Annotated in this window: 19 protein-coding genes; 9 read left to right on the top strand and 10 right to left on the bottom strand. The window is 39.8% G+C overall.

Annotated features, from left to right (window positions below; translation table 11 throughout):
* Window positions 1-216: 216 nt before the first annotated feature.
* The 3 genes from AC2G3J_RS04930 to AC2G3J_RS04920 form a co-directional block, all read right to left on the bottom strand.
* On the bottom strand, window positions 217-1,410 hold the full coding sequence (locus AC2G3J_RS04930; RefSeq protein WP_151956364.1) for an LLM class flavin-dependent oxidoreductase: 1,194 nt from the start codon (window positions 1,408-1,410) through the stop codon (window positions 217-219).
* A gap of 17 nt (window positions 1,411-1,427) precedes the next feature.
* Window positions 1,428-3,755, bottom strand: coding sequence for a TonB-dependent receptor (locus AC2G3J_RS04925; protein ID WP_483770747.1), 2,328 nt, complete (start codon window positions 3,753-3,755; stop codon window positions 1,428-1,430).
* A gap of 263 nt (window positions 3,756-4,018) precedes the next feature.
* Window positions 4,019-6,631 (bottom strand): TonB-dependent receptor, encoded by a 2,613-nt coding sequence (locus AC2G3J_RS04920; protein WP_483770746.1) that lies wholly within the window; start codon window positions 6,629-6,631, stop codon window positions 4,019-4,021.
* A gap of 283 nt (window positions 6,632-6,914) precedes the next feature.
* Between AC2G3J_RS04920 and AC2G3J_RS04915 the strand changes: the two genes are divergently transcribed.
* Window positions 6,915-8,504 carry an ABC transporter substrate-binding protein gene (locus AC2G3J_RS04915; RefSeq protein WP_483770745.1) on the top strand — a complete coding sequence of 530 codons (1,590 nt, stop codon included), beginning with the start codon at window positions 6,915-6,917 and terminating at the stop codon, window positions 8,502-8,504.
* A gap of 324 nt (window positions 8,505-8,828) precedes the next feature.
* Here AC2G3J_RS04915 and AC2G3J_RS04910 read toward each other — a convergent pair whose 3' ends face one another.
* The 4 genes from AC2G3J_RS04910 to AC2G3J_RS04895 form a co-directional block, all read right to left on the bottom strand.
* Entirely contained in the window at window positions 8,829-9,233 is a 405-nt protein-coding gene (locus AC2G3J_RS04910) for an ExbD/TolR family protein (RefSeq protein ID WP_004717481.1), read from the bottom strand.
* On the bottom strand, window positions 9,233-9,973 hold the full coding sequence (locus tag AC2G3J_RS04905; RefSeq protein WP_096734860.1) for a MotA/TolQ/ExbB proton channel family protein: 741 nt from the start codon (window positions 9,971-9,973) through the stop codon (window positions 9,233-9,235). The genes AC2G3J_RS04910 and AC2G3J_RS04905 overlap by 1 nt, the downstream gene beginning before the upstream one ends.
* 27 nt (window positions 9,974-10,000) lie before the next feature.
* A complete protein-coding gene (locus AC2G3J_RS04900) occupies window positions 10,001-10,828 on the bottom strand; it encodes an energy transducer TonB (RefSeq protein WP_224964047.1) in 828 nt (275 codons plus the stop codon).
* 191 nt (window positions 10,829-11,019) lie between these two features.
* Window positions 11,020-12,153 (bottom strand): LLM class flavin-dependent oxidoreductase, encoded by a 1,134-nt coding sequence (locus tag AC2G3J_RS04895; RefSeq protein WP_419359770.1) that lies wholly within the window; start codon window positions 12,151-12,153, stop codon window positions 11,020-11,022.
* Window positions 12,154-12,469: 316 nt separating this feature from the next.
* Here AC2G3J_RS04895 and AC2G3J_RS04890 point away from each other — a divergent pair, with 316 nt between their 5' ends.
* The 7 genes from AC2G3J_RS04890 (at window position 12,470) to tatC (ending at window position 17,436) form a co-directional block, all read left to right on the top strand.
* Window positions 12,470-13,543 carry an ABC transporter substrate-binding protein gene (locus AC2G3J_RS04890; RefSeq protein WP_483770744.1) on the top strand — a complete coding sequence of 358 codons (1,074 nt, stop codon included), beginning with the start codon at window positions 12,470-12,472 and terminating at the stop codon, window positions 13,541-13,543.
* A 3-nt stretch (window positions 13,544-13,546) separates the two neighbouring features.
* Complete coding sequence (locus tag AC2G3J_RS04885) at window positions 13,547-14,386, top strand: ABC transporter permease (RefSeq protein WP_483770743.1); 840 nt, start codon at window positions 13,547-13,549, stop codon at window positions 14,384-14,386.
* The gene (locus tag AC2G3J_RS04880; protein ID WP_004717492.1) at window positions 14,386-15,174 is read left to right on the top strand and encodes an ABC transporter permease; all 789 of its coding nucleotides are present in this window, start codon (window positions 14,386-14,388) and stop codon (window positions 15,172-15,174) included. Before AC2G3J_RS04885 ends, AC2G3J_RS04880 begins: the two co-directional genes overlap by 1 nt.
* A 30-nt stretch (window positions 15,175-15,204) precedes the next feature.
* Window positions 15,205-15,960, top strand: coding sequence for an ABC transporter ATP-binding protein (locus tag AC2G3J_RS04875; RefSeq protein WP_336951890.1), 756 nt, complete (start codon window positions 15,205-15,207; stop codon window positions 15,958-15,960).
* Window positions 15,961-16,056: 96 nt separating this feature from the next.
* Window positions 16,057-16,272: a Sec-independent protein translocase subunit TatA gene (locus AC2G3J_RS04870; RefSeq protein WP_004823388.1), complete on the top strand. Its 216-nt coding sequence runs from the start codon at window positions 16,057-16,059 to the stop codon at window positions 16,270-16,272.
* Window positions 16,273-16,285: 13 nt separating this feature from the next.
* On the top strand, window positions 16,286-16,702 hold the full coding sequence (gene tatB, locus AC2G3J_RS04865; protein WP_004823389.1) for a Sec-independent protein translocase protein TatB: 417 nt from the start codon (window positions 16,286-16,288) through the stop codon (window positions 16,700-16,702).
* Complete coding sequence (gene tatC / locus AC2G3J_RS04860) at window positions 16,699-17,436, top strand: twin-arginine translocase subunit TatC (RefSeq protein WP_483770742.1); 738 nt, start codon at window positions 16,699-16,701, stop codon at window positions 17,434-17,436. The genes tatB and tatC overlap by 4 nt, the downstream gene beginning before the upstream one ends.
* Window positions 17,437-17,478: 42 nt before the next feature.
* Here the strand turns inward: tatC and AC2G3J_RS04855 are convergent, their stop codons facing one another.
* On the bottom strand, window positions 17,479-18,549 hold the full coding sequence (locus AC2G3J_RS04855) for a sigma-54 interaction domain-containing protein (RefSeq protein WP_419327117.1): 1,071 nt from the start codon (window positions 18,547-18,549) through the stop codon (window positions 17,479-17,481).
* 317 nt (window positions 18,550-18,866) lie between these two features.
* Here AC2G3J_RS04855 and AC2G3J_RS04850 point away from each other — a divergent pair, with 317 nt between their 5' ends.
* Window positions 18,867-19,958 carry an LLM class flavin-dependent oxidoreductase gene (locus tag AC2G3J_RS04850; RefSeq protein WP_483770741.1) on the top strand — a complete coding sequence of 364 codons (1,092 nt, stop codon included), beginning with the start codon at window positions 18,867-18,869 and terminating at the stop codon, window positions 19,956-19,958.
* Window positions 19,959-20,085: 127 nt separating this feature from the next.
* Here the strand turns inward: AC2G3J_RS04850 and AC2G3J_RS04845 are convergent, their stop codons facing one another.
* Together AC2G3J_RS04845 and AC2G3J_RS04840 are read right to left on the bottom strand one after the other, a co-directional pair.
* Window positions 20,086-21,348 carry a lipase family protein gene (locus AC2G3J_RS04845; RefSeq protein WP_483771062.1) on the bottom strand — a complete coding sequence of 421 codons (1,263 nt, stop codon included), beginning with the start codon at window positions 21,346-21,348 and terminating at the stop codon, window positions 20,086-20,088.
* Between the two features lie 54 nt (window positions 21,349-21,402).
* Window positions 21,403-23,895, bottom strand: a complete 2,493-nt coding sequence (locus AC2G3J_RS04840; protein ID WP_483770740.1) for a TonB-dependent receptor plug domain-containing protein — start codon at window positions 23,893-23,895, stop codon at window positions 21,403-21,405.
* Between the last annotated feature and the right edge of the window lie 135 nt (window positions 23,896-24,030).

Raw genomic sequence — 24,030 nt, 5'->3', positions numbered from 1 at the left:
AAACACGCAAATATCAGTATTTATCATTGAAAGAAAACAGCTTTATTTTTTATTCAAGATTGTTGAGGCTTTATGTCGTTACATAATTTAAACCATTACAAATTTTCTGTTCAAAGTTTCAACGACAACCCACAGTATTTTTTATCGGTATAAAAATGAATATAAAAAAGCCAAGACTGGCTTAAAAATCTTGGCTTTAACATCTTGTAATGGAAGTTAGGCGATACGATATTTTGCCTCTTCAGAAATACGCTGTAATGCCTGACGCTGTTTTTTGAAATAAGGTAAAACATGTTCGCCAAGGCGATAAGCTTCTTCTAAATGTGGATAGCCCGCCAAGAAAAACAGATCAATCCCAATACTATTATATTCTTGAATCCGCTCGATAATCTGCGAATAACTTCCCACTAAAGCAACACCGGGTGGAATGCCAATATAGCCAAAGCCTGACCAAACATTGGGATGGATAAAGAAATCATCAACGTTTTTACTGCCTGCTTTTTCACTGTATTCTTTTTCAAAACTCAATACACGCGCCGATCTCAAACCTGCATGTGCAGCAGACGCATGTAAGCGTTGTTTTTCAGCAGCTTCATCCAAATAGCGTTGTGCCTCTGCCAAAGCTTCTTGTTCGCTACGGCGTGCAATCGTATCAATGGATAAGCCAAATTTAATATTATCTCGCCCATATCTTGCGGCACGTTTACGCACATCTGCAATCAATTCGGCAATTTCACTGGGTTTTTCAGCACGCATTAAATAATAATCAGCATGCTTTGCACCAAACTCACGGGCAGCTTCAGATGATCCTGCCGTACAAATGATCGGTAGTTCAGCTTTATTCAAAGGATATTTTAAACCGCCACCTTCTGCAGAATAATATTTGCCCTGGTAATGGAATGATTCGTTATACCAATACCCTTTCACCACATCTAAAAATTCAGTCGCACGGATATAACGGTCATCGTGTGGGGTAACATCTCCAACTTGGCGCTGAATGACCTCAGAGCCGCCATTGATAATATTCCAGACCAAACGATTCCCAGTCGCGCGCTGATACGTTGCTGCACTTTGTACTGCATTATAAGGACTAAAATGATAAGGCTGGAATGCAGTCACAAAGTTCAAGCGTTTGGTTTCTCTTGCCAATAAGGAACACACTGTCCATGGTTCTTCACCTGTAGGTGCATTCACCATCAGCGCACCTGCAAAACCGTTGATTTCAGCCGCTCGAGCCACTTGGCTAAGATAGTCGATATAGGTAAAGTCATCACCAACTTGGTAGTTTGATGTCGCACCAGTATTCTCTACACCCGCCACACGTGACCAATCACCACGATTCCTTGGATCGCCTGCTAAGTACTCTGCTTCACCGTGTAGTGGTAGACGGGTAAAAAATTCAATTCCCATGAGGTTCTCCGTATAACTTAGAATTTAGCAGTAAGAGAAACACCAACTTGGCGTGGGTTTCCATAAGTTAGAACATATTGTCCAGCGGGTCCATTGGGACGACCATGTACTTGATATTCTTCATTCAATAGGTTTTTAACATAGGCATTGATTTGGTATTTATTATTAGCGCTATGGTAGCCAACATTGGCATTCCATAAGGTATATGCTTTTTGGCTTAAGATTGGATCTACCGAATAGTCTTGACGGTTTACGAGGAAAAATTCACGATCACGGTAGCTGGCATCTGTACCTACAACAACACGAGCACCGTCATTGAGATTAAAAGTATATTCTCCTCCCAGACCGACGGTGTATTTTGGCGAACGGACTAGACTGTTGCCTGTATTATCTGCATTAACCACATTGGTTACTGGGTTTTTATCGACGAAATCGGTATATTCGCTGTCAAGATAAGCACCAGCAAATCGTAAACGTAGATTTTCAGTCACTGAATAATCTAATTCTAATTCAGCACCTTTAACTTCAGCTTTTGGTCCATTGGCGAGAACAGAGGTCACACCGCCACCTTGTCCCTCTGTTGCAACCAGTAAATTGGTTTGAATATCTTTATAGTCATAGTAAAAGATATTGGCATTTGCGATTAAATCTCCGTCCAATAACGTAGACTTTAAACCAAGTTCATAACTATTTAAGTATTCAGGATTCACGTCGGCAAGTTGGGTTAAACTGCTGGATAAACCAGTGTTAAATCCACCTGAGCGGAAACCGCGTGCGAATCTAAAATAAGTATTTAAATTAGGATTAATTTCATATTCTGGGGTGATGTCATAGGTCAACTCATTCCAAGTTTTATTGCGACTTGTTGACCCATTTGCATTTGGAGTTGGGTTATAAACTGCATGGCTATAGCCATCTTTTTTCCACCAACTGCCTTTTGTATAGTCTCCTGTTGTGATCTGAGTCAGATTGAGATCAATATCTTTTTCTTCACTGGTCCAACGTAAACCACCTGTCACTTTAAATTTATCTGTAAATTTATAGGTACTGTTACCAAAAAGTGCAAAGCTTTGAGTGGCTTGGTTATAGGTTATATCTCTAAATGCTGGCGTAGACGCAGTTTGAGAAGCAGCGCCATTTGGCAATGTTTTATTGACACGTGCACTGACTCCAGTGGAATCTAAATCCTCATTGAAATAATGAAATCCTGCAATCCAACTTAAGCGTTTTTCAGCATCAGAAGCGATACGGAACTCTTGGCTATATTGACGCCATTCGTTATCACTATAGCTTCGTGCGACATCATAAGGGGTGTAATCACCATCTGAAATCGACTTTTGTGTGGTCTTATCAAAAGCAGTAATCGAAGTAAAGCTATATCCGCCCCCCAAATCTCCAGTTAAGGTTAATGAAGCACCATCATGCTGAATCTTATTGTTTTCGTCTAAATCTAAATTGGTGTCTCGCCCTTTAGGTCTTTCATAAATACCCCAATATTTACCAACACTTAAGGAACCATTACTGCCTAAACCATTATAAGTTTGGCTGTGTAGATTGACCAAGGCATCCCATTCATCATTGATTTTGCCTAGCACTTGGAAGCGAAAAGATTTTTTATCCACGTTGCCATAATCTTCACCATTGGCAATATTCTTTGCATATCCGTCACGATCTTCAGAGTAAAAAGCCCCACGCACCGCAACATTTTCCGAAATTTTGCCGTTTGCTGCACCTTCAAATGTTCGTAGGTTGTGGTCCCCTAAACCAATGGTTGCATATCCATTGGGTTTATCTAAAAAATTAGGCTTTTTAGAAATATAATTGACTGCACCCGCTGTGGTGTTTTTCCCATAGAGCGTGCCTTGTGGACCACGTAAAACTTCTATACGCTCTAAATCAAACAAGTCACCTGCACCTGCAACTGGCGCATTTAAATAAACCCCATCTGCATAAACGCCAACAGGAAATACTGTCGATGCAGCCACATCTCCCGTACCTAGACCACGAATATACCAACGTGGACGACTATCCCCATCTGGGTTTTCAGCTGCAGCATTTGGTGTATAGGTTAAAACATCCCCAATAAAAGTAGAACCTTTCGCTGCCAAGTCCTTGCCCGAAACAGCAGTAATTGCAGTTGGAACTTTTTGAATATTTTGCGCCCGATATTGTGCAGTGACGATCACATCACTTAATTTTTTGACATCTTTGGCTTTTTCAACCTGTGCTTGTTGTGCTGGTGTAGGCTCGATCTCTTCATTTGCAATAGCCAGTGTTGAAACACTCGCCGTTACGCCCCACATAGCAGTTAAAATACTCTGCCTAATTTTTGTAACCTTAAACATGCTGACTCCATTTAAATAAATCTATTCTTGTTATTGGCAACTTTTGTGCCATTCTATTTATTTAAATATTTTCAATATGTTATATAAAAAATCATAAAAAAAATATTTATTTTTGCTGATAGATAGACATTTTTAATTGTCGTATTGTTGTTATTTCAACATTTTGCTGTTTTTTATTTTTAATGATATCTACTAAGAATAAATTTATAAAAAAGCCATACAAAAGTATGGCTAATGCAATCAAAAATAAAAATCTGTTTAATTTAGAATTTATAGCTAAATTGTCCTTGTACCGTCAATGGACGCATTGGCTGTAAAAACTCGCTATTTGCACCAGCTAAACCATTTACGAAATTACGTTCATTGGTCAAATTAAGAATATTTAAGCCTACTGTCCACTGCGGTTGACGATAATAAAGTCCCAAATCTAAATTATAATTATTGGGTACCTTTACGGTCTGACTTAGATTGGTATACCAGTTACTTGTCCACCAGCCCGATAAGTTTAGTCCAAAACCTGACTGGTGCTGATAGTCCACATAAGCACTTGCAGAATATTTAGGAATGCCTGCTGCATCATAACGTCCTGCTTTGCGTTGGTTTAAAGCATTGCTATCGCCCCATACCGTCGCATTGTCTGCATGGAAACCAAAAGGTGAAAAACCAGCCGGAATAATGGAAGAATATTCAGCATTGAGATAGGTTAAGTTTGCCCCGATCGCGATATTTTTTTGTAGCTGCCAACGTAATGACGATTCAAGGCCTTTGATTTCAAAACGCGCCATATTACCATTGGTATCAGGTGATAAATCGCGCTTCTGTTCAAAACCACTGAGCGTTAACAGAAGTTGATCAGTGATCGGCTCGTATTTCACTCCCACTTCTTTTAATTCACTTTGGCTGTCAAAAGCCAAAGGATTTAGCTGATTTCCAGCGCCCCAAATTAAAAATGGACCAAATACACCTGTATTCAATGCTGTACTTTTATCATAAGTAAAATATAGAGTACTTTTTTCAGTAGGTTTAATAAAGGTACTGGCTTGATAGCTGAGCAAACTATATTTATTGGAATCTGAGCGGACATCTGTAGGGACTAAAACCAGTGGATTCTCTAATTTGGCTTTTATAGAACTGTGGTTAATTCCCAGATTAATCCCAAAAACATCATTAAAGGTAAAATTTTGCTGTGTAAATACGCTGTAAGTGTCCCAAAAGCCTGTTCCTGTATAAACTGCACCACCTCCATTGGGAGGAAAACCGCCTTTTTCAGCATATAAGCCATGACCCACAGGGTACATTCGAGGTAGATTTAAATAGCCAAAATACTGCGAATACTGTGGAACACCAGCCTGCCCAATCCAGCTTCCAGTCGAACCGCCATGATTGACCAACCCCAATAAATCTCCAGGGTTTTTCTGTGATGGATCATTGGTTAAATCATAAGGATTGATATTAAAACTATTGTTTGCTGCGAGAGAGGTAAATTTCTCATGCCGATAAGCGCCACCTGTACTGCTTTTATTGTTGATTTTGACACCCAATAGCTCAAAGTCATGATCGCCTAAAAACTCTAAGCGGTTATCCAATAATTCATGGTCCAAATCGGTAAAGAAACTCCCAACAGAATCACCCAAATCACGACTCTTTTGATATAGCGTACTATTGGCCACAGACCAATTTTCATTGATATCTTTGACCAGTTTAAATTGTGTGCTAAAGCGCTTTGCACTGTTTTTATCTTCGCTCCGACCAGAAACATCATCATCTAATTTGACTAAGCCATTGCCTGCGATTGATGGATCATAGACCCAGCCTCGAATTGTACCCGCTTGATCAGCAGTGGAACTTGGCAAAGGAGAAGTCTGTACTGGACCTACAGCAATATATTGATTTTTGTCATTCTTCTGCCGAGTTTGCCAACCAATCACTTTAGAGTGAGCTGCACCAGACTCAAAGACTGGAGACCAAAAGTTTGAACCGTTTTGAATAATCGGGGTCGCTCTGCCTTTATAGTAAAGCCCTTGATCAACGGATTGTTGTGTCGCTCTGTTCCAACCATGCGTCACATTAAAATCTGAATAATCGTCATAACTGATATTCCAGTCAACCCGTAGACTGTCATCTGGACGCCAAGCCAAAGCACCATAAAATGCATTAAAATTATTTTTTACATTGTCATAATAGTCATCTGTTCGTTGTGCTGTTGCACTGACACGAAATGCCAATTCTTTAGAAATAGGTGCAGTATGATCAATACTGACTGAGAAATTAGGCTCAGCACCTTGCCGTGCATAAATTGAACCCACTGATCCCGAAATCGTGGTTTGTGCTTTATTAAAATTCGGTTTTTTGGTGAGATAATTAATATATCCCCCTGAACCTGACGTCGGTGCAAAAATTACCCCTGTTGGTCCTGCAACAATATCAGCAGCTTCATAGGCATTTAAATTGGTCGGATGTCGGGTACTGTATATTCGTTGGCTATCTTGAAAAACTTCAGAGTTTTGCCCTCGTATCTGTGGCGCGAAATTGGCATTTTGCCCACCTCCTCTGGTTATACTTGGAGCATACTTAACCAAATCATCTGCACTACGAATAACATCTTCACGAAACTGTTGTTCTGATACTTGTGAAACGACACGTGGGGTATCTAATACAGAACTATCCGTCCCATAAATCGAAGTGACTTTACGCTTGGGGAGAATGGTGGTTTTTTTATTTGCTCCTGTCACCACAACATCAGCTAAGGTAATTACATCACCATCAGAATCCTTGGCTTGCTCTGAGGTTTCTTCAGCAAAAATAGCGCATGGAAAGATTGCCCCAAATAGCCCTAGCGCAATCACCAGTGGCTTTAATTGAAAGTTCTGTTTCATATCACACTCAGTAAAATAAATTTACACTGCGTTACGCAAAGCCTATGCCAATCTTTAAATAGGCAAAACTCAAATATAAAACATTGATTTTTATTACTTTTAAATAATCTTCATTGATATACAACTTTTATGCATGTTTATTTTTTCAACAGAAATGCTGAAAAAGCAACAGTGACAAAAAACACAACGCTTATAATTAATTGATAAATATTAGAAAAATATAAAAAAGAATTGGCATTCATTGTGCAATCTCCTCTGGATAAGTTCTAACTGAGTATTTTTAATGACACATGAAACCTTGTTACTCTCACGTCGAAAATTTTTAACCCAAAGTCTAACTGCGCTCGGTGGCGTTTCTTTAATCAGTGGTTTATCTGCTTGTGGACAATCTCCACAACCTAGCGCTAACTCCCAAAGTTCACTTTCCAGTACCCCTAAGCATGGTGGAACAATTCGATTAGGGCTGATTGGGGGACAACAATCAGGTAGCCTTGACCCTCACCTTTCAGCTTCAGGAAGTGGGATTACCCGTGGATTTGCGATTTATAATAAGCTCTGGGAATGGGACGAAAACATGCTTCCTCGTCTTGCTTTGGCTGAATTTGCAGAACCTAATCATAATGCCAGCGAATGGACCATACGACTGCGTAAAGGTTTAGAGTTTCATCATGGTAAAACCGTCAGCGCAGATGATGTCATTTTTTCATTGCAACGATTAACAGATCCAAAGCTTGCCTCACCTTTTCGGAATCTTGTGCAATGGATTGATCGTGATCGTATCCAAAAATTAGATCAATATACGGTACGCATCCCTTTTATTAGTTCAATTGCTGGCTTTGTTGCGCTGCCTGAAACTTGGGTCAATTTTGGTGGTATTGTCCCCACTGATTTTGATCCCATTCATAACCCTGTGGGCGCAGGTCCTTATAAAGTCATAGAATTTATCCCCGGTCAACGTTCAGTCTTTACTCGGTTTGAAAACTATTTTAAAGCAGATCGGCCTTATGCAGATCGTTTTGAAGTCATTGACTTTAAAGATCAAGTTTCTCGACTAAATGCATTATTGGCAGGACAAATTGATCTTGCAAATGCGATTTCACCTGAATACATTAAAATTTTAGAGCAAGCAAAACATATTCAAACGGTTCGTTCTCAAACCAATACCCACAATAGTTTTGACTTTAATACTCAACAGGCACCATTTAATGATCCCAAAGTCCGCCAAGCATTTCGTTTAATCGCCGACCGTCAAGAGCTGATACAACGGGGTTTAAACGGTCAGGGACGCATCGCCAATGATCTATATTCTCCACAGGATCCAGCATTTCTAAATTTGCCACAACGTCAACAAGACATTACGGAAGCCAAGAATTTATTGGCTCAAGCGGGCTTTAAAGATGGCTTAAGCGTTGAACTGATTACCCCCGTTGGCAACGCCCAACCTGCCCTAATATTTGCAGAACAAGCAAAGAAAGCCAATGTCAGTATTCGGGTCAAACAAGTTGATTTAGCTACCTTTAATGGACCTGATCGAAGTAAATGGCAATTCTCCAGTAATGCAACCAACGTGGGTACACCCTATTTATCCACTGCTGTAGTGAATGATGCGCCAATTTCAACAACCAATCGTGTCAACTTTAAAGACCCAGAATATAGTGAGCTGTTTTATAAAGCACTGGCTGAACCCGATTTAGCCAAGCGTAAAGTGTATTTGGCTCAGGCACAAAAAATTCAACATGAACGCGGTGGAATGCTGATTTGGGGTTTTAGCCATAGCATAGATGCTGCATCGAAACAGATCGGAGGATTAGCGGCAGAACACACTATTTTCCCAACGTGGCGTTTTGAGAAATTATGGACCGATCAAGCCTAAAATAAAATTTGCAGAGCCTTAACACCAGCAAGCATCTGCTGTAGTCAGCGATCTTGTGACTTTTCAAGGACGAAAAGTCAATCGAGTATGGGGCTCTGATGATGCATCCCGACTATTGCTACCCAACACAACGACCTTAATGTTGCTGATCAAAATCGTGAATAACACATTCATTTTGTACATATTCAGTTTATAAAAATCAGGCTTATATAAATCATGCTTATACAAAGCAACAAAATTTGAACGCTGTTTTTATTTTAACTACTCATATCTTTAGGCACTAAAAAAGCTGCCGTAGCAGCTATTTCATTCAGCATCCAAAGACTACTTGGGTACGGTAATCACGGATAATTTTTCTACCCCTACTCGCTCAATACTGGCAAGTAATTTTGCAACTGTTCCATAAGGAATGGTCTCATCGGCATTTAAATTCAAAGCCAATTTAGGGTTACTGTTTTTACGTGACTGAATCTCTTTTTCAAAACTTGCCAAAGTTACTTTATCCTTGTCAAGGAAGATTTCTCCTTGCGGATTAACACTAATGACAACCGCTTTATTCTGATCCGTTGACTGCGTCGGTGCAGCCTTGGGTAAATTTACTTTCACGGTATTGGTTAACAGGGGTGCTGTAACGATAAACACGATGAGTAAAACCAGCATTACATCAACCAATGGCGTAATGTTAATTTCACTCACCACATCATCTTCTTGGGAGGTTGAAACGGCCATTATGCAAACACTCCTTTTTCTTTGACTTCTTTACTGGATGCATCATGATTGACTACAGTATTTCCAGTGGTATTTTTTGGCTTAGCGACAGGTAATTGAAAACCCGCTTTTTGATTTAAACTGACAAAATCAGTAGCAAAATCATCGAGGTCTGCACCGATGGTTTTAACTTTACGTATGAAATAGTTGTAAGCCAACACAGCGGGTACCGCCACAGCAATACCAATACCTGTAGCAATCAAGGCCTCACCAATTGGCCCTGCAACCACATCCATACTTGCATTACCTGAATGTGCAATGGCCTGTAAAGCATGAATAATCCCAAACACGGTTCCAAATAGTCCAATGAACGGTGCGTTATTACCAATCGAAGCCAATAATGCAGAACCTTTTTCCAATTGACGACGTTCAGTTAAAATTTGCTTGCGTAAATGACGCTCTAATAAATCCTGACGACTCCAACTGTTTTGCAAATCTTGATGAGTCTTTTCATCTGCCTCAATCAAGGTTTGAAAACCGGCATTTGCAACACGGGCTGTAGGGCCTTCACCTTGTTGTGATTGAGTCACTGCCTCAGGCAAATTTTTGGCTTTCCAAAAGGCTTCGACAAAAACCTTACTTTGCTTGCTGGCTTTCTGTGTCTGTACCACTTTAACCACGATCAACACCCATGTGACGATGGAGAAAGCAACCAATAACCAGATTGTGCCGTCATGGATTAATGAATTTATGTCTGTCATGTAGATATCCTCTTAATTTAAAATAGTTTATTTCGGTAATTGATAATGAATTGGAACATCAACCCAACCTTCGACAGGTGTTTTACCTTTTAAGGCCGGTGAAAATTTCCATTGCTTTACTGTTCTTACAGCCGCGCTGTCTAAAAGTTTTTTGCCGCTACTTTGTTTAACCGTTACGCTATCTGGGCTACCGTTTGGCAATACTTTGACCCTTAAAATCACCGAGCCTTCCCAACCACGTTCTAAGGCCTGTTCAGGGTACTCTGCTGCAGGGTTGCTTAGATAACCTGCATACCCCTTGGCTTCTGTCACAGGTAAATTGTCATCAGCAGGCTTCACTGGTTCTGCTGTTTTTGGAGCAGGTTCAGCGCTCAGTTTTTTGCTTACAACAGGTTCCTCAGTTTTTTGAACTGTGTCTTGCGCAATGGGTTTTACAATCGGTTTGGCTTGCTCCACAGTTTTTTGAACAGGTTTCGGCTGTTCAATAGGTTTCGCAATCGGTTTTGGTTTTTCGACCACAGGCGGAATTTTGGGTTTTTGCGTCACTGGTGGAATTTTAGGTTCAATGACTTTAGGTGGTTCCACTGGTTTGACAATTTCAATCACCACGGGTTCTGGCTTTGCAATGTCCAAAGCTGGTGTCGGTAATTGTTTTGCGATATACCAAATACCCAAATGTGCTGCAGCAACCGCAATGATCGCGATCCACAATTTATTCAATTTTGCTGGAGGTGATTGACTCACATCCAAATGATGTCGTGTAAATGGGTCTGATATGCCAGTTGCAGTTGAAGCAGATGCATATTGCCCAAATAGCAACGCCCGCTGATGGGGATTAAATATTCGTTCACTCATGGCAATTTAAACTAAAAAATAAAATACTGTATTGAAAATTGCACAAGTCATGCCAACAATATAAGCTACTAATTTTTATAAATTTAATTAAAAACGCTCTTTGACTTTTCAGCAAAGCTGTTGGTTTTAAGACAGTTCTATGCTGTTGAAACAACAAGATCCCTCTGATATCTCAAAGGGATCTAAACTTATTATTTTAATTTATATCCAACCAAGGGTAAGACTTCTTCAGCAACCCGATATGCTTCTTCCAAATGTGGGTTACTGGCGAGAATAAAATGCCCAACACCAATGTCGATATATTCTTGTAAGCGCTGTGCCACTTGTTCATAGCTCCCCACTAAAATACAGTTTGGCCCACCCCTTACATTTGACATACCAGCCCAAACATTTGGACTGACAAATAAGTCTTCAAAACGATTGCCTTGTGCTAAAGCCTGCTGACGTTTTGCACCAACCGACTCAGTATCTTTACGTTCAAATGCATTGCCATCAACAGCAATGGTTTCATACATCTGTTTAAGCTCTTGAAATGCTTGTTCCTGTGTGGGGCGTGCCAAAATATCAATACGCATACCAAACTTTACCTTATGGTCTGGGGTATTTTGTGCAAGAAAGGTTCGCGCCTGTTCAATCACTTTTTTTTGCTCTTCAACGGGTTCACCCCAAGTTAAATGGATATCGGCATGCTGACCTGCAACTTGCAGTGCCGCTGGACTTGCTCCCGCTAACCACAAACGAGGAACGTCATATTGATTCATTGGGTATTTCAAACCACCTTGTTCAACATGGAAAAACTTTCCATCATAGTCAAAAGGTGCCTGATGCGAATACCCTTTTACAAACTCTAAAAATTCATTGGTTCGCGCATAGCGCTGATCATGTTCAATAAAATCACCATAGGCACGTTGCTGTGCCCCACCGCCACCTGAAATCACGTTCCATTCGACCCGTCCCTGACTGAGACGTTGCAAACTTGCTGCCATTTGGCTTGCGTATGCAGGATGAATAAACCAAGGTTGAATCGCAATCAATAGTCGGAGTCTTTTGGTTTCTCTTGCCAATGCCGATGCCAGCACCCACGGTTCTTCAGTATGTGGAAAAGCAGGAATCAATGCGCCGTGAAAACCCACGATATCTGCGGCTTTTGCTACCTGTTGTACATAATCATAGTAGGCAAACAATTCATCTTGATGTTGAGGTGCCACACGTTGAGGGGATTGTACTGCTGGGCCCAACTGGTTCCATTCACCTCGTGTATGTAACTGATGTGCTCGACGACCATCCCCATGTACAGGGATTCTCCATAAAAATTCAACAGACATAATACTTCTCAATAATTTAAAGGTTTTACACGCTATCGTGAGTGATACAACTCATGAGCAGAAACCATGCCGTTTTTTATGCAATATTGAATTCATCTATATTGTTGTTTTATCTAAATATTATAAAAACCCAGCTAAACATGGTGTTGAAATTTCAACACTTATCCATCCAATACTGTCGGTTTCACAACATAACCTGTTTAATCCATTCAAATAGCACCAATCATAAAAACATAACAAACTGATTTATATAAAATAATTATTTTGGCTTGGTTCTTGCTCTATCCCCCTTATATTTCTAGATTTTTATGATGATATGCGTATTTTTTCTGGTCTTTTTTTAAGTTTTAGTCTTTTAGGATTGGTTGCTTGTGGCGTACAAAAAACCGAAGATCCAAACCAAAGTAAAACCAGTCCACAACAGCTTCGTATTGCGGTTGTGGCCAATGGAACTTCTGGCGGTCTGGACTTTATTGGTGTACCACAACTTATTGCACAGGACCCCATTTTTCTAAAAGCATTAAAGCAGAAAAATATTGAATTAAAGTGGGAACCTGTAACCACTGCGGCTGTGGCCACCTTAGTCAATGAAAGCTTTATCAACAATAAAATTGATTTTGCTTTTTATGGCAATCTTCCTGCGGTAGTACTCAATGCCACTGGTGTTAGAACACAAATTGTCGTCCCTGGCGGAGTCGGTAATAATGTTTATTTGGTGGTTCCAGCGGATTCACCCATCAAAACCATTGAGGACCTCAAAGGTAAAAAGATTGCCTTACATCGTGGTCGTCCTTGGGAAATTAATTTTGCTCAATTGATACAGAGCAAAGGTTTAAAGCTTAAAGATTTTCAAATCATCAATCTCAATCCACAGGCGGGAGCTGCTGCTTTATCCGCTAAAAGCGTCGATGCATTTTTTACCTTAAGTGATGCGCTCACTTTACAAGATCGCCATCTTGGCAAAATTATTTGGTCATCGCAAAGTCTACCCGCTGACTGGAAAATGCGTGCTGAACTATGGGGACGCAAGACTTATCTGGATCAACATCCAGACACAACCCAACTGCTTGCTGATGCGACAGTACGGGCAATGCAGTGGATTTCACAGCATCAAGATGAATTCCAACAAAGCCAAACCAAATTTGGTCAGCCTCTAAGTGTGATTCAACGCGAAAGTCAAAATACCAGCAGTAACTGGCAACAAGATTGGTCACCTGAGTACCAAGTGGATTTTCTTAAACAGCATTATGCAAAAGTCATCGACCATGCTGTAAAAAACCAATTGATTCAAACGCCAATCAAAGCTGAAGAGTTGCTCAATGCTCAGTTTACCAGTCAAGCCATTCAAAATTTAAAACCACTTGATATTCAACATAAGCAAGGAAACTAGGTTATGAAAATCCTCGTAAATCCGCTTATCGAAAAAAAAATCGTGGCGATCAAAGCACCATTATGGAGGCGATTGTCTTCTGAGCAGGTCTATCGCTTGCTCTCATTCCTTTCACCCATCTTGGCGTTACTGGTTTGGCAATTGATTAGCTATTTACAGATTTTTCCAACCCAAATTTTAGTACCACCTATAACGGTATGGCAGACATTTCTTGCCTTGTTGCAAAGTGGTGAACTCCAACTGCATTTAAAAGATAGCCTTTCTCGACTGCTGATGGGTTTTTCAATTGCGGCCACCTGTGCGATTTTGTTTGGCATTGCCTATGCATCTCTCAGCTCTTTCCGAAATTACACTTATATTTTGTTCAATATCCTTTATCAAATTCCAATCTTTGTGCTTATTCCTATTTTTATTTTGGTTTTTGGCATTGGTGAACTATTTAAAATTTTACTGATTATTAAAGCCTGTTTTTTTCCAATCGCACTCACAACAGCGGATGCTGTTAGAAATATTCCTAAAAAATATATTGAATTGGGCCATATCTACAAACTAAAAACTCCAGCATGGTTGAGATACATCATCATCCCTTGCATCCTCCCACCATTAATCGGTGGACTGCGGATTGCTCTAGGTCGTGCTTGGTTGATTTTGGTGGCCGTTGAATTACTTGCTGCAGGCACTGGCATTGGTCAAATGATGGAGCTCGGACGACAAATGTTACGTTTAGACGTTGTCATGGTCGGAGTTTTTATTACAGGAATCATTGGTTTTGCTTTAGATAAAACTTTACGTCAGCTCGAACAATATCTTGTATCACCTGCATTGAGTTCAAGGGGGAAATAATGTCACAGCATCCACTGAACTTAAAAAGTGCTTTTGCGCAACCACTGATCTTGATCAAAGGTCTGCTGCTCCCGCTCCTTTTACTGGCTTTATGGCAATACAATTCAAGTTTAGGCGCCAGTCATGCCTATGCATTTGTGCCTTTACAGAAGGTGTATTTTGCTTTTATTCAGCTGCTTGAAACAGGTGAATTATGGTTAAACACATGGGGAAGTCTTAAAAAAGCTGGACTGGGGTTTTTACTTGGCTCGACAACAGGGCTACTACTCGGTGCCTTACTTGCCTATTCAAAAATTTTAAATGCCTTGGTTTCACCATTATTTAATAGCATTCGCCAAGTACCCTTACTTGGTTTAACCCCATTGATTGCACTGTGGTTTGGCAATGGTGAGCAGGCAAAAATCTTTATTATTGCGCTTGCTTCTTTTTTCCCGATGGTGATTAACAGCTTTCAAGGGCTAAGTCATTATGATCAGAAATACAGTGAAGTCGCTCGTATTTACAAATTATCTTTTTGGCAGGAATTTAAAAAAATCCGTTTCCCTCAAGCTCTCCCATATATTTTAACGGGGTTGAATTTAGCGGTGCCTTTTACATGGATTACCACAACTGCCAGTGAGCTGTTATTCAATGCTGGTGCAGGCTTAGGCAATTTAATGATGAAAGCTGAAATCAATGCCGAAATGGATATTTTGTTGGTGTGTGCAATCACGGTCACCCTCAGCGGTATTGGCATGACGCTTTGCATTCACTTGATTTCTAAACGACTACTGCAATGGCGTGTTTAACTGAATCACCCATCTTCTCAGGATATTGATATGAGCTTTTCCTTACTCTCGATTAAAAAACTCAATAAATCATTTTATCGAGACCAACACACTTTCACCGTATTAGATGGTATTCATCTCGATATTCAACAAGGAGAATTTATTTCTATTGTCGGAAGCAGTGGCTGTGGTAAATCGACCTTGTTGCGCTTAATTGCAGGATTAGATAAAGACTATCAAGGTGAGATTTTACTGAATCAAACACCAATACAAGGGACAGATTTAAAACGAGGTTTAATTTTTCAGGAGCACCGTCTATTGCCTTGGCTCAGTGTTTCCGAAAATATTCATTTAGCGCTCGAAGAAACCGACTTAAGCCGTGCCGAAAAAAATGCCCGTGTGGCAGAACATCTTACAATGGTGGGTTTAAAAGGTTTTGAAAATGCTTATCCACATGAGCTATCGGGGGGTATGGCGCAGCGGGTAGCGATTGCACGAGGCTTGGTTAATCAGCCTGATATTTTACTTTTAGATGAACCCTTTGGTGCTTTAGATGCAATTACACGTAGCCATCTGCAAACTGAATTACAACGTATTTGGCAAGATCAAAAGATCACCATGATTCTAGTTACACATGATATAGAAGAAGCAGTTTATCTGGGTGATCGCGTGATCGTAATGTCTGCTCGACCAGGAAAAATTAAAGAAATCATTCAAGTTCCTTTGATCCATCCAAGACATAAAGACAGCGAATTATTATTTAACTATCGTAATCAAGCACTCAATATGCTGGACCATAGCGCATAATGAAATCGAATATTCATCGATATAAATATTATTTAGAAAATATATTCAAGCATGATATTTATATCAACAAGTTTTAAATTATTAAGGAAATATGAAATGGGTTTATCAATTTGGCATATATTATTATTTGCCGTGATCGTTATTTTATTATTTGGTACATCAAAACTTAAAAACTTAGGTAAGGATTTAGGTGGTGCAATTAAAGATTTTAAAGACTCGGTTCATTCTGATGATCAAAAACTGTCTGAAACAAATCAGCCTAAAGAAATCCATCATCTCGATTTAAATAAAGAAAAAAACACTAACCGGTGAGTACTAAATCATTATGTTCAATATCAGTTTTGGTGAACTCTTGGCTTTTGCTGTTATTGCACTGATTATATTGGGACCTGAAAAGCTCCCTCAAACATTAAGGGTGGGATTACTTAAATATAGAGCCCTTAAAAATAATCTTAACAAAATCCAGTTAGAGTTAGAAAATGAACTGGAATTGCTTGAACTAAAAAGGATCATGCAAGAAGAGCTGCTCAAAATAAAACAAAACGAAGAGCTGCTCAAACAGCAGCTTGCACAAATGCAACACGAAATCCAAAGTGTACATAGCGCTGTTGCTATAGCACATCAAGCGCCCCCTTATCCCACACATGATTATGTTTATCAAATCTCTGCGCGTGAATTAAAAGTACCCTTTTTAATTTACACAACATCATCCAATATCTTGCGTGAGGATCAAGCTGCATGACCGAACAAATACTCAGTGAAACACTCACTGAAATGAAATATAGCGAACATTTAAAAGAGCTTAGAAAGCGTTTGATCTATAGCATTGCTACAGTCTTAACTATTTTTTTACTATTATTGCCCCTTGCACAACACAATTATCATTTTTTGGCTCAACCCTTAATATCCCGATTGCCTAAAAATTCAACCATGATAGCTACAGATGTGATGAGTACATTTTTAGCGCCCTTTAAACTCAATATTTATTTTGCAATTTTATTGGCGATTCCCTTTATTCTTTATCAATTCTGGCGCTTTATTGCACCTGCTCTATATCAAAGTGAAAGAAAATTTGGCATGGCGCTTGTGCTCTCCAGCATCTGTTTATTTTATCTTGGCATCTTATTTGCCTATTATTTGATTCTGCCTTTGGCGTTAAACTTCTTTGTCTTAGCTTCACCAGATAATGTTTTACCGATGACTGATATCAACAGCTATCTTGATTTCTGTCTCAAGCTTTTTCTGGCTTTTGGTATCGCCTTTCAAATCCCTGTACTGACCTACATTCTTATTTTTATTGGTATTCTTTCTATTCAACAATTGGAACATTACCGTAAACACATCATTGTTTTGTTTTTCTTTATCGCAATGTTTATTACACCCCCTGATATTTTTAGCATGCTTGCACTGGCAGTACCAATGTGGCTTTTGTTTGAACTGGGTTTATGGATCACAAAAATGACCAGCCCAAAATAAAACATCCATGGGTAAAATGGATGTTTCTATTGCACAGCCCAATTAAACAATTTCATTTTTATTTGGTAATAAATTATATCTTGATAACAAATTACGTAAAACATTGCGCGACAGTCCTAACATTTTTGCAGTCTTAACCTGATTATTCCAGCAACTTGAAAAAGCGGTATTGACGATTTTATCTTCAATGATGTGCCATGCTTCACCCTCATATTCTTGAAATAAACGCTTGAGTACATCCTCAAACTCTTGAATCAAATCATTATCTGGTAAAACGCTTGAGCCACCCTCCTCTGAAAACCTTAAATGTTCAATATCAATGGTTTTGCCACCACTGATGAGCAGTGCATAATGGATATTATTTTCAAGCTCACGGATATTCCCCGGCCAACTATAGTTGAGTAGCGCATTTCTGGCGCGATCACTGATGTTGGGTTTCGGCGTAATCATCTTTTGCGAATAGGAGTTTAAGAAAAAATCCACCAAAGGCAAAATGTCACCCTTACGCTCTCGCAATGGTAAAATATTTAGCACAACCACATTTAGGCGATAGTATAAATCTAAACGGAATTTATTTTCCGCGACAGCTTTACGCAAATCAACATGTGTACCAGACAAGATGCGTACATTAATCGGGATCGGTTTACGTCCACCGACCCGAACAACTTCCTTTTCTTGCAATACACGTAACAGTTTTACTTGCAAAGACAACGGCAACTCACCCACTTCATCCAAGAATAAAGTTCCGCCGTCGGCTGTTTCAAAAATACCAGGGCGTGTCTTATGCGCACCCGTAAATGCGCCTGCTTCATAACCAAACAATTCAGATTCTGCAAGTGTTTCAACTAAAGCACCACAATTGACAGCAAGAAACGGCTTATTTTGGCGATCACTTTTCAAATGAATTTCACGTGCGATTAATTCTTTACCTGTACCTGATTCACCTTGGATGATCACACTGGCAGAACTTGGTGCAATGGTTTCAACTTGGCTTAATAGCTTACGAGAGTTTTGATCAGAAAATATAATCGCTTTTGCTCTTATTGGCTTAATTGGCACACCATTATCAGGCAAGGTAATTACTTTATAATCATTATCCAAATAGGATTTCATAATTAACCCTTTAAATAGCTGAGGAGGATATTAAAATAGAATAGTACAATTCTATTACAAAGCTGATAAATAATAATTACAGATATTTAATCCTAAATTTATATATTGAATGATTTTATAGACGTTTTTTATTATCCATTTATAATCAATATATTTCTATTTTTATGCAATGTTGCTTTTTAAACAATATGTCTATCAATTGATCATATATAAACAGCTTACAAAAATATTTTTGAAAAAATTATATATTTTATCTCTCCTCTCTATTTGGCATCTATTTTGCTCTTTTATTTAAAATTTATAGTATAGGTTAAATGATGAGCATAGAGTTTGTGGGTATGGTTTTTCCAAATCAATGGTCTGAAACCAAAGGGACCCGAGTTGGTCATAAAATTGATCTCGAATATTTACGCTATCATGCTCGTGCACATGAATATGCAGGTTTTGATAAAGTTTTAATCGCCAATGGACCAAGTAGCCCTGATAGTACCCAAATCGCAGCTTATCTGGCACAACAGACTGAACGACTTGGATTTATGATTGCACATCGCCCTGCGCTGATGACGCCTAATCTGGCTGCACGTTCCTTTGCCACACTGGACCATACCACTGGCGGAGGACGCATTCGTTTACATGCCATTACGGGAATTACCGCTGAACCGCAAGAAGGTGATGATATTGTTGATAAAATTCAACGTTATGAACGCACGGGTGAATATCTAGATATCATCCAAAAGCTTTGGAAAAGTGAGCAACCGATTCACTATGAAGGCAAATACTTTAAACTGGAAAATGCTTTCTGCCCTTTAAAACCGGTCAATGGAACTTCTATTCCGATTTCATTCGGTGGTTCTTCGGATATTGCCTACGATATCGCAGTGCGTCATGCAGATCTTTATTCGCTTTGGGGTGAGCCCTTAGCGGGCGTGAAAGAGCAGATAAATAAACTTAAAAAGGCAGCAGAAGCAGCCAATAAACCCCAGCCGCAGGTCAGTTTATCAGTACGTCTTATTATTGGGCCAACAGAACAACTCGCATGGCAACGAGCACAACAAATTTTAGCTGATATTCAGCAAAATCCAACCTTCCAAAATAATGGCTCACTTTCGGGACATAAAATTAAAGGCGTAGGTTCACAACGGTTACTGGCAGCAGCACAACAAGGTGATCGCCATGACCGAGCCTTATGGATGCCAACTGCAAGCGCAGTTGGGGCCTATGGTGATACCACCGCCCTTGTCGGAACGCCTGATACGATTATTGCCGCATTACTTGATTATGTAGATCTGGGCGTCACCACCTTTTTAAATCGTGGTTATGATCCAATTTACGATACTGTGGACTATGGTCGTTATATTATTCCTGCGGTACGAGCTGAGGCGGCCAAGCGAAACAAACAGATTGCCTAAGTCCTCAAGCTAAATAAAAACCGCTCATTTAATCGGATTGAATGAGCGGTTTTTATTGCTTGCTAATTTAAGGTCTTGTCATAACCATGAGCATCATTATGAGGGATGGTTATTTTCTTCTGATTTTCTATTGTAAATCTGGTTTGCAAATGGACTGAATCCTCTCCCCTGCAATGACCTTTTTGGCAAATGGAACAGAATCTTGTAGGGAAGCATTCACTGTCTCACTATGTCCCAATCCATGATACAAATGCCCTTCAACGACTGTACCTGCCTTACATGCATCCGCCACCAACTTCATTTGATTACGTGCATCTGGTGTACGATCATTTGCCCCAGTGCCAATAAATAATGGATGATTGATTTTTAAGGTCGGGTAATAACCATAATCATTGGATTGTTTTTCCTGTAATTTTTTATAGATCGATGGTGGATTCGCCTTATAGGCTTGCGCAGGTGAAAGTCCTGCTGTTTGAATATCTCCCATAAAACTGGTCAAACAGGCATTTCTTGCTTGTTCCACCAAAGGCACTGCTTCAGCGGTAAAAATATCTTCAGTTTTGATTTCAGGAAATAAGCTTTGCGTCACTAAAAAACTATAAATACCATATGCTAAGGATGGACTGACTTCATAAGGATTTAACTTTAACTGATTCTTTTCAGCTGTTGCCTCTGGGTCCTGATAAATCACCCCTGTGCCAATAGATCCTTTAATATTTAACTCTGGTGCATAGGTTGCTGAATAAGCTGAAGCTGAAACAGCCCCCGCCCCACCTTGAGATTGCCCCACAATAACAAAACGATTTGCTAGAGGTAATTTCGTTTTAAGCGCAGCTCGACCGCTGTCTAAAATACTATAAGCAAGCATTGGATTATTGATCAGCAAGTGCGGGCCAGCCACACCAAGTCCTTCATAGTCAGTTGCTACTACAGCGAATCCTTCTTTTAACCATCGGTTTAAATATTGTACATCTCGATAAGATCGTCCATTCCAAGAAGGTGCGCAGGCATCGGCTAGACCAACCGTACCATGTGCCCATAACACAACAGGCCAACCTTCTTTCGGTGGCGTACCTTTAGGAAGATGTACTGTCCCAGAAACCACAATGGGGGTCTTACTATCCCGTCCACTTGTTGAACTATATAAAATACGAATGGCCGTACTATCATTGTCCAAACGGATATAAGGGTTGCTGATGTCCTCTGTCTTTAAGAGTTTTCCAGCTTGTTCTGGAATCGCAGCTTTCCATGTATAAAATGCTGAAACACGTCCATCCCCATAACGATCTTCAGGCTGAGGGGCTTGCTGGGCATTTGCCATTCCAGCAGACGTTAGTATGCTTGCGACAAAAACGGATTTAACCACATTAGATATAAACGTATTTTGCATTTTCATGATCTTGAAACCTATTTAAAAACTGTTTTAAAAAATTTATTTTTTAATTTAAAAGTCGTAACTTACACGGCCATATAAATACGTTCCAAAGGCACCTTCTGGCGCATTAAAACTGTATTTGACGATGTTCCCTACAGATGAGTCTTTGGCTTTGTCTGGGTAACTGTTAAATAAATTATTTGCGCCCAGATTGAATTTTAGCCCTTTTACCCACGCATCTGCTTTGTAGCCAAAGTCCAAATCAGCAATCCATTGCGGATCAAAGGTCTGATCCAATGAAGTATTGGTATTATTTAAAGTAGTCCATTTATCATAACGACGGACTGCGGCATTGATACTCCACGCTTGATTTGACCAAAGTGCCCCCAATGCTAATTTGGTTTTTGGCGCTGTAGATTCAATTAGGCTTTGGGTATTTCGACCAGCAATACTGGAGACTGGAATTCGCTCACCTTTTGCAGTGATTGAGTCTCGGCTGTCAGTGATTTTATTTTTATGATAAGCCAAGCCTAAATTCAGCTTTAACTTGCCATATTGTTCAAGATCAAGATCATGTTTTAACGCGAACTCCAAACCACGCGTTTGTGTATCTAATAAATTATTAAAAAACGCCACATTGGCTATATTTGCATACGGTGTATTTGCAAAAGCATTATTGATCACGCTACCAGTAATATTGTCAGAAAGTAAAATACGATTTCGAATATCGATTTGATAAAGATCTAAAGTTGCAGAAGTATTGATAAATGGTTTGAGTACCAAACCTAAAGAATAATTGGTCGATTTCTCAGGCTTAAGTGAAGTTCCACCGATCAGTAAAGCAGCGTCACTTCCCGCAACTAAAGTCCTTTGCTGTACATCTTGCCAACCTGTCGGAGTTTGCACCGTTTGTACACTATAAGCGGAGTATCCTTGCTGGGCTAATGACGGTGCGCGATAACCTGTATTGACAGATCCACGAAGGGTCAACTGCGGAGAGATATCATATTTGGCAAAGAGTTTGCCGTTGGTTGTCGAACCAAAGTCTGAATATTTTTCTGTTCGAATAGCAGCACCAACATTTAAATCTTTTACAATATCGGTTTCGAGATCCAAATAAACGCCGTACACATCTCGACTAATTTTGCGTTGGTCTTGATCTGTAATACCCGCGTATATACCTGGGATACCCGTACCTAAAGCCGTACTTGGATTAAAATAGGGTCCACGGGTATAAGCAATGGGGTCGCCTGCATTTTGTTTATATTGTTCCCAACGGTATAGCGCTCCCGTCGAAACAGTCAATGGACTGGCTAAACCATCAATTGCAAAATCACGACTATAGTCCAGTCCTGTATTGAGTTGGGCAAAAATGTTTTCCCCTAAATCATAATGAGAAGGTGAATCTGCACCATAACTTGGGTTAATGCCATTGCCTTGTTCAGTGCTGACTTTGTTTTGTCCATAAGTGGCATACAGGTCATATTTTCCTGAAGTCTGGTTGCCTTGTTTAACCCCAAACGTGGTCGCAAAATCATCCACACTGACTAAACTCAAAGGTGAGCGTCCATCAGGATAACGTTGCTTAAAATAACTGGATTGATTCAGTACTGTTTTGGTGGTTGGAGGTTCATAAAAATTTTCCCCGATGGTCTTACGATGCCCATAACTACTAAAACCATACAAGGCAATTTCATCAGTTAAAGGTAAATCTAAATTCGCAGTGATATTGATTTGGTCTTTTTGTTCAGGAGAACCAAATTTCCAAGTTCTAAATGGTGTGTTCTGCTCGGTATATTGGGCTTGGGTTGAACCATCATAAAATGTTCGCGTATCTGGTGCAGTATTACTTGCAGCTTCACGCTTTCCTAAATCTACAGCAACAGTTAAAGCACCATCATTGGGTAATTCAAAGCCTTTCCAAAGATTGATTTTATGCTGTTCACCATCCCCTTGTGTATAGCCTCCAGTTTGATAACTCACGCCACCACCATGATCACGTGATTTCAATATAATGTTAACCACGCCCGCGATCGCGTCAGAACCATATTGAGCTGCGGCACCATCTCGTAAAATCTCTATACGTTCAATGGCACTAATCGGGATTAGGCTTAAATCTGTTACCGCAGCACCTCTCCCCCCAGCATACGCTTGTCGAGTGAAGTAAGCCGCTGTATGGCGACGTTTACCATTGATCAAAATTAAGGTTTGATCTGCAGATAAACCTCGCAATGCAATACTCGGCGGCACCGATGCACCGAAACCACCCGCAGGTGATGTTGGTAAACTCACTGACGGCGATAAGCGTGTTAATGCAGCTGCAAGATCACCTGCCCCTGTTTCTTGTAGTTCTTTGGCTGTCACAATGTCTACTGGAGCAGGAGCCTCTAAAGCACTATTGATAGCTCGCCGAGAACCCGTTACAACAACTGATTGCAATGTCACGACATCCTCTTTTTCTGATACAGGCCTTTGTTCATTTGCCAAAGTGATTGAGGCGGTAAGTGTACTGAACGCAAAAACAGAAGAATGAAGAATGAATTGAGAAAAATATGTACGCATATAAGCTTCCTTAACGATCTGCACCGATATAGCAAAGCCAATGCCAAAATTTTTATTATTGAATATCAAAAACTTGTCATTAAAAATAAAAAAATCATTGTTTATATTTAAACAATGATTCGAAAAAATGTTTAT

The sequence above is a fragment of the Acinetobacter legionensis genome (assembly GCF_057165765.1).
Note: the sequence above shows the minus strand (reverse complement) of the source record. Positions and strands in the feature narration are given on the sequence as shown.

Excerpts from the sequence above, each read along its gene's own strand:
- AC2G3J_RS04930 (WP_151956364.1), bottom strand. The coding sequence starts at position 1,410 with ATGGGAATTGAATTTTTTACCCGTCTACCACTACACGGTGAAGCAGAG.
- AC2G3J_RS04925 (WP_483770747.1), bottom strand. The coding sequence starts at position 3,755 with ATGTTTAAGGTTACAAAAATTAGGCAGAGTATTTTAACTGCTATGTGG.
- AC2G3J_RS04920 (WP_483770746.1), bottom strand. The coding sequence starts at position 6,631 with ATGAAACAGAACTTTCAATTAAAGCCACTGGTGATTGCGCTAGGGCTA.
- AC2G3J_RS04915 (WP_483770745.1), top strand. The coding sequence starts at position 6,915 with ATGACACATGAAACCTTGTTACTCTCACGTCGAAAATTTTTAACCCAA.
- AC2G3J_RS04910 (WP_004717481.1), bottom strand. The coding sequence starts at position 9,233 with ATGGCCGTTTCAACCTCCCAAGAAGATGATGTGGTGAGTGAAATTAAC.
- AC2G3J_RS04905 (WP_096734860.1), bottom strand. The coding sequence starts at position 9,973 with ATGACAGACATAAATTCATTAATCCATGACGGCACAATCTGGTTATTG.
- AC2G3J_RS04900 (WP_224964047.1), bottom strand. The coding sequence starts at position 10,828 with ATGAGTGAACGAATATTTAATCCCCATCAGCGGGCGTTGCTATTTGGG.
- AC2G3J_RS04895 (WP_419359770.1), bottom strand. The coding sequence starts at position 12,153 with ATGTCTGTTGAATTTTTATGGAGAATCCCTGTACATGGGGATGGTCGT.
- AC2G3J_RS04890 (WP_483770744.1), top strand. The coding sequence starts at position 12,470 with ATGCGTATTTTTTCTGGTCTTTTTTTAAGTTTTAGTCTTTTAGGATTG.
- AC2G3J_RS04885 (WP_483770743.1), top strand. The coding sequence starts at position 13,547 with ATGAAAATCCTCGTAAATCCGCTTATCGAAAAAAAAATCGTGGCGATC.
- AC2G3J_RS04880 (WP_004717492.1), top strand. The coding sequence starts at position 14,386 with ATGTCACAGCATCCACTGAACTTAAAAAGTGCTTTTGCGCAACCACTG.
- AC2G3J_RS04875 (WP_336951890.1), top strand. The coding sequence starts at position 15,205 with ATGAGCTTTTCCTTACTCTCGATTAAAAAACTCAATAAATCATTTTAT.
- AC2G3J_RS04870 (WP_004823388.1), top strand. The coding sequence starts at position 16,057 with ATGGGTTTATCAATTTGGCATATATTATTATTTGCCGTGATCGTTATT.
- tatB (WP_004823389.1), top strand. The coding sequence starts at position 16,286 with ATGTTCAATATCAGTTTTGGTGAACTCTTGGCTTTTGCTGTTATTGCA.
- tatC (WP_483770742.1), top strand. The coding sequence starts at position 16,699 with ATGACCGAACAAATACTCAGTGAAACACTCACTGAAATGAAATATAGC.
- AC2G3J_RS04855 (WP_419327117.1), bottom strand. The coding sequence starts at position 18,549 with ATGAAATCCTATTTGGATAATGATTATAAAGTAATTACCTTGCCTGAT.
- AC2G3J_RS04850 (WP_483770741.1), top strand. The coding sequence starts at position 18,867 with ATGAGCATAGAGTTTGTGGGTATGGTTTTTCCAAATCAATGGTCTGAA.
- AC2G3J_RS04845 (WP_483771062.1), bottom strand. The coding sequence starts at position 21,348 with ATGCAAAATACGTTTATATCTAATGTGGTTAAATCCGTTTTTGTCGCA.
- AC2G3J_RS04840 (WP_483770740.1), bottom strand. The coding sequence starts at position 23,895 with ATGCGTACATATTTTTCTCAATTCATTCTTCATTCTTCTGTTTTTGCG.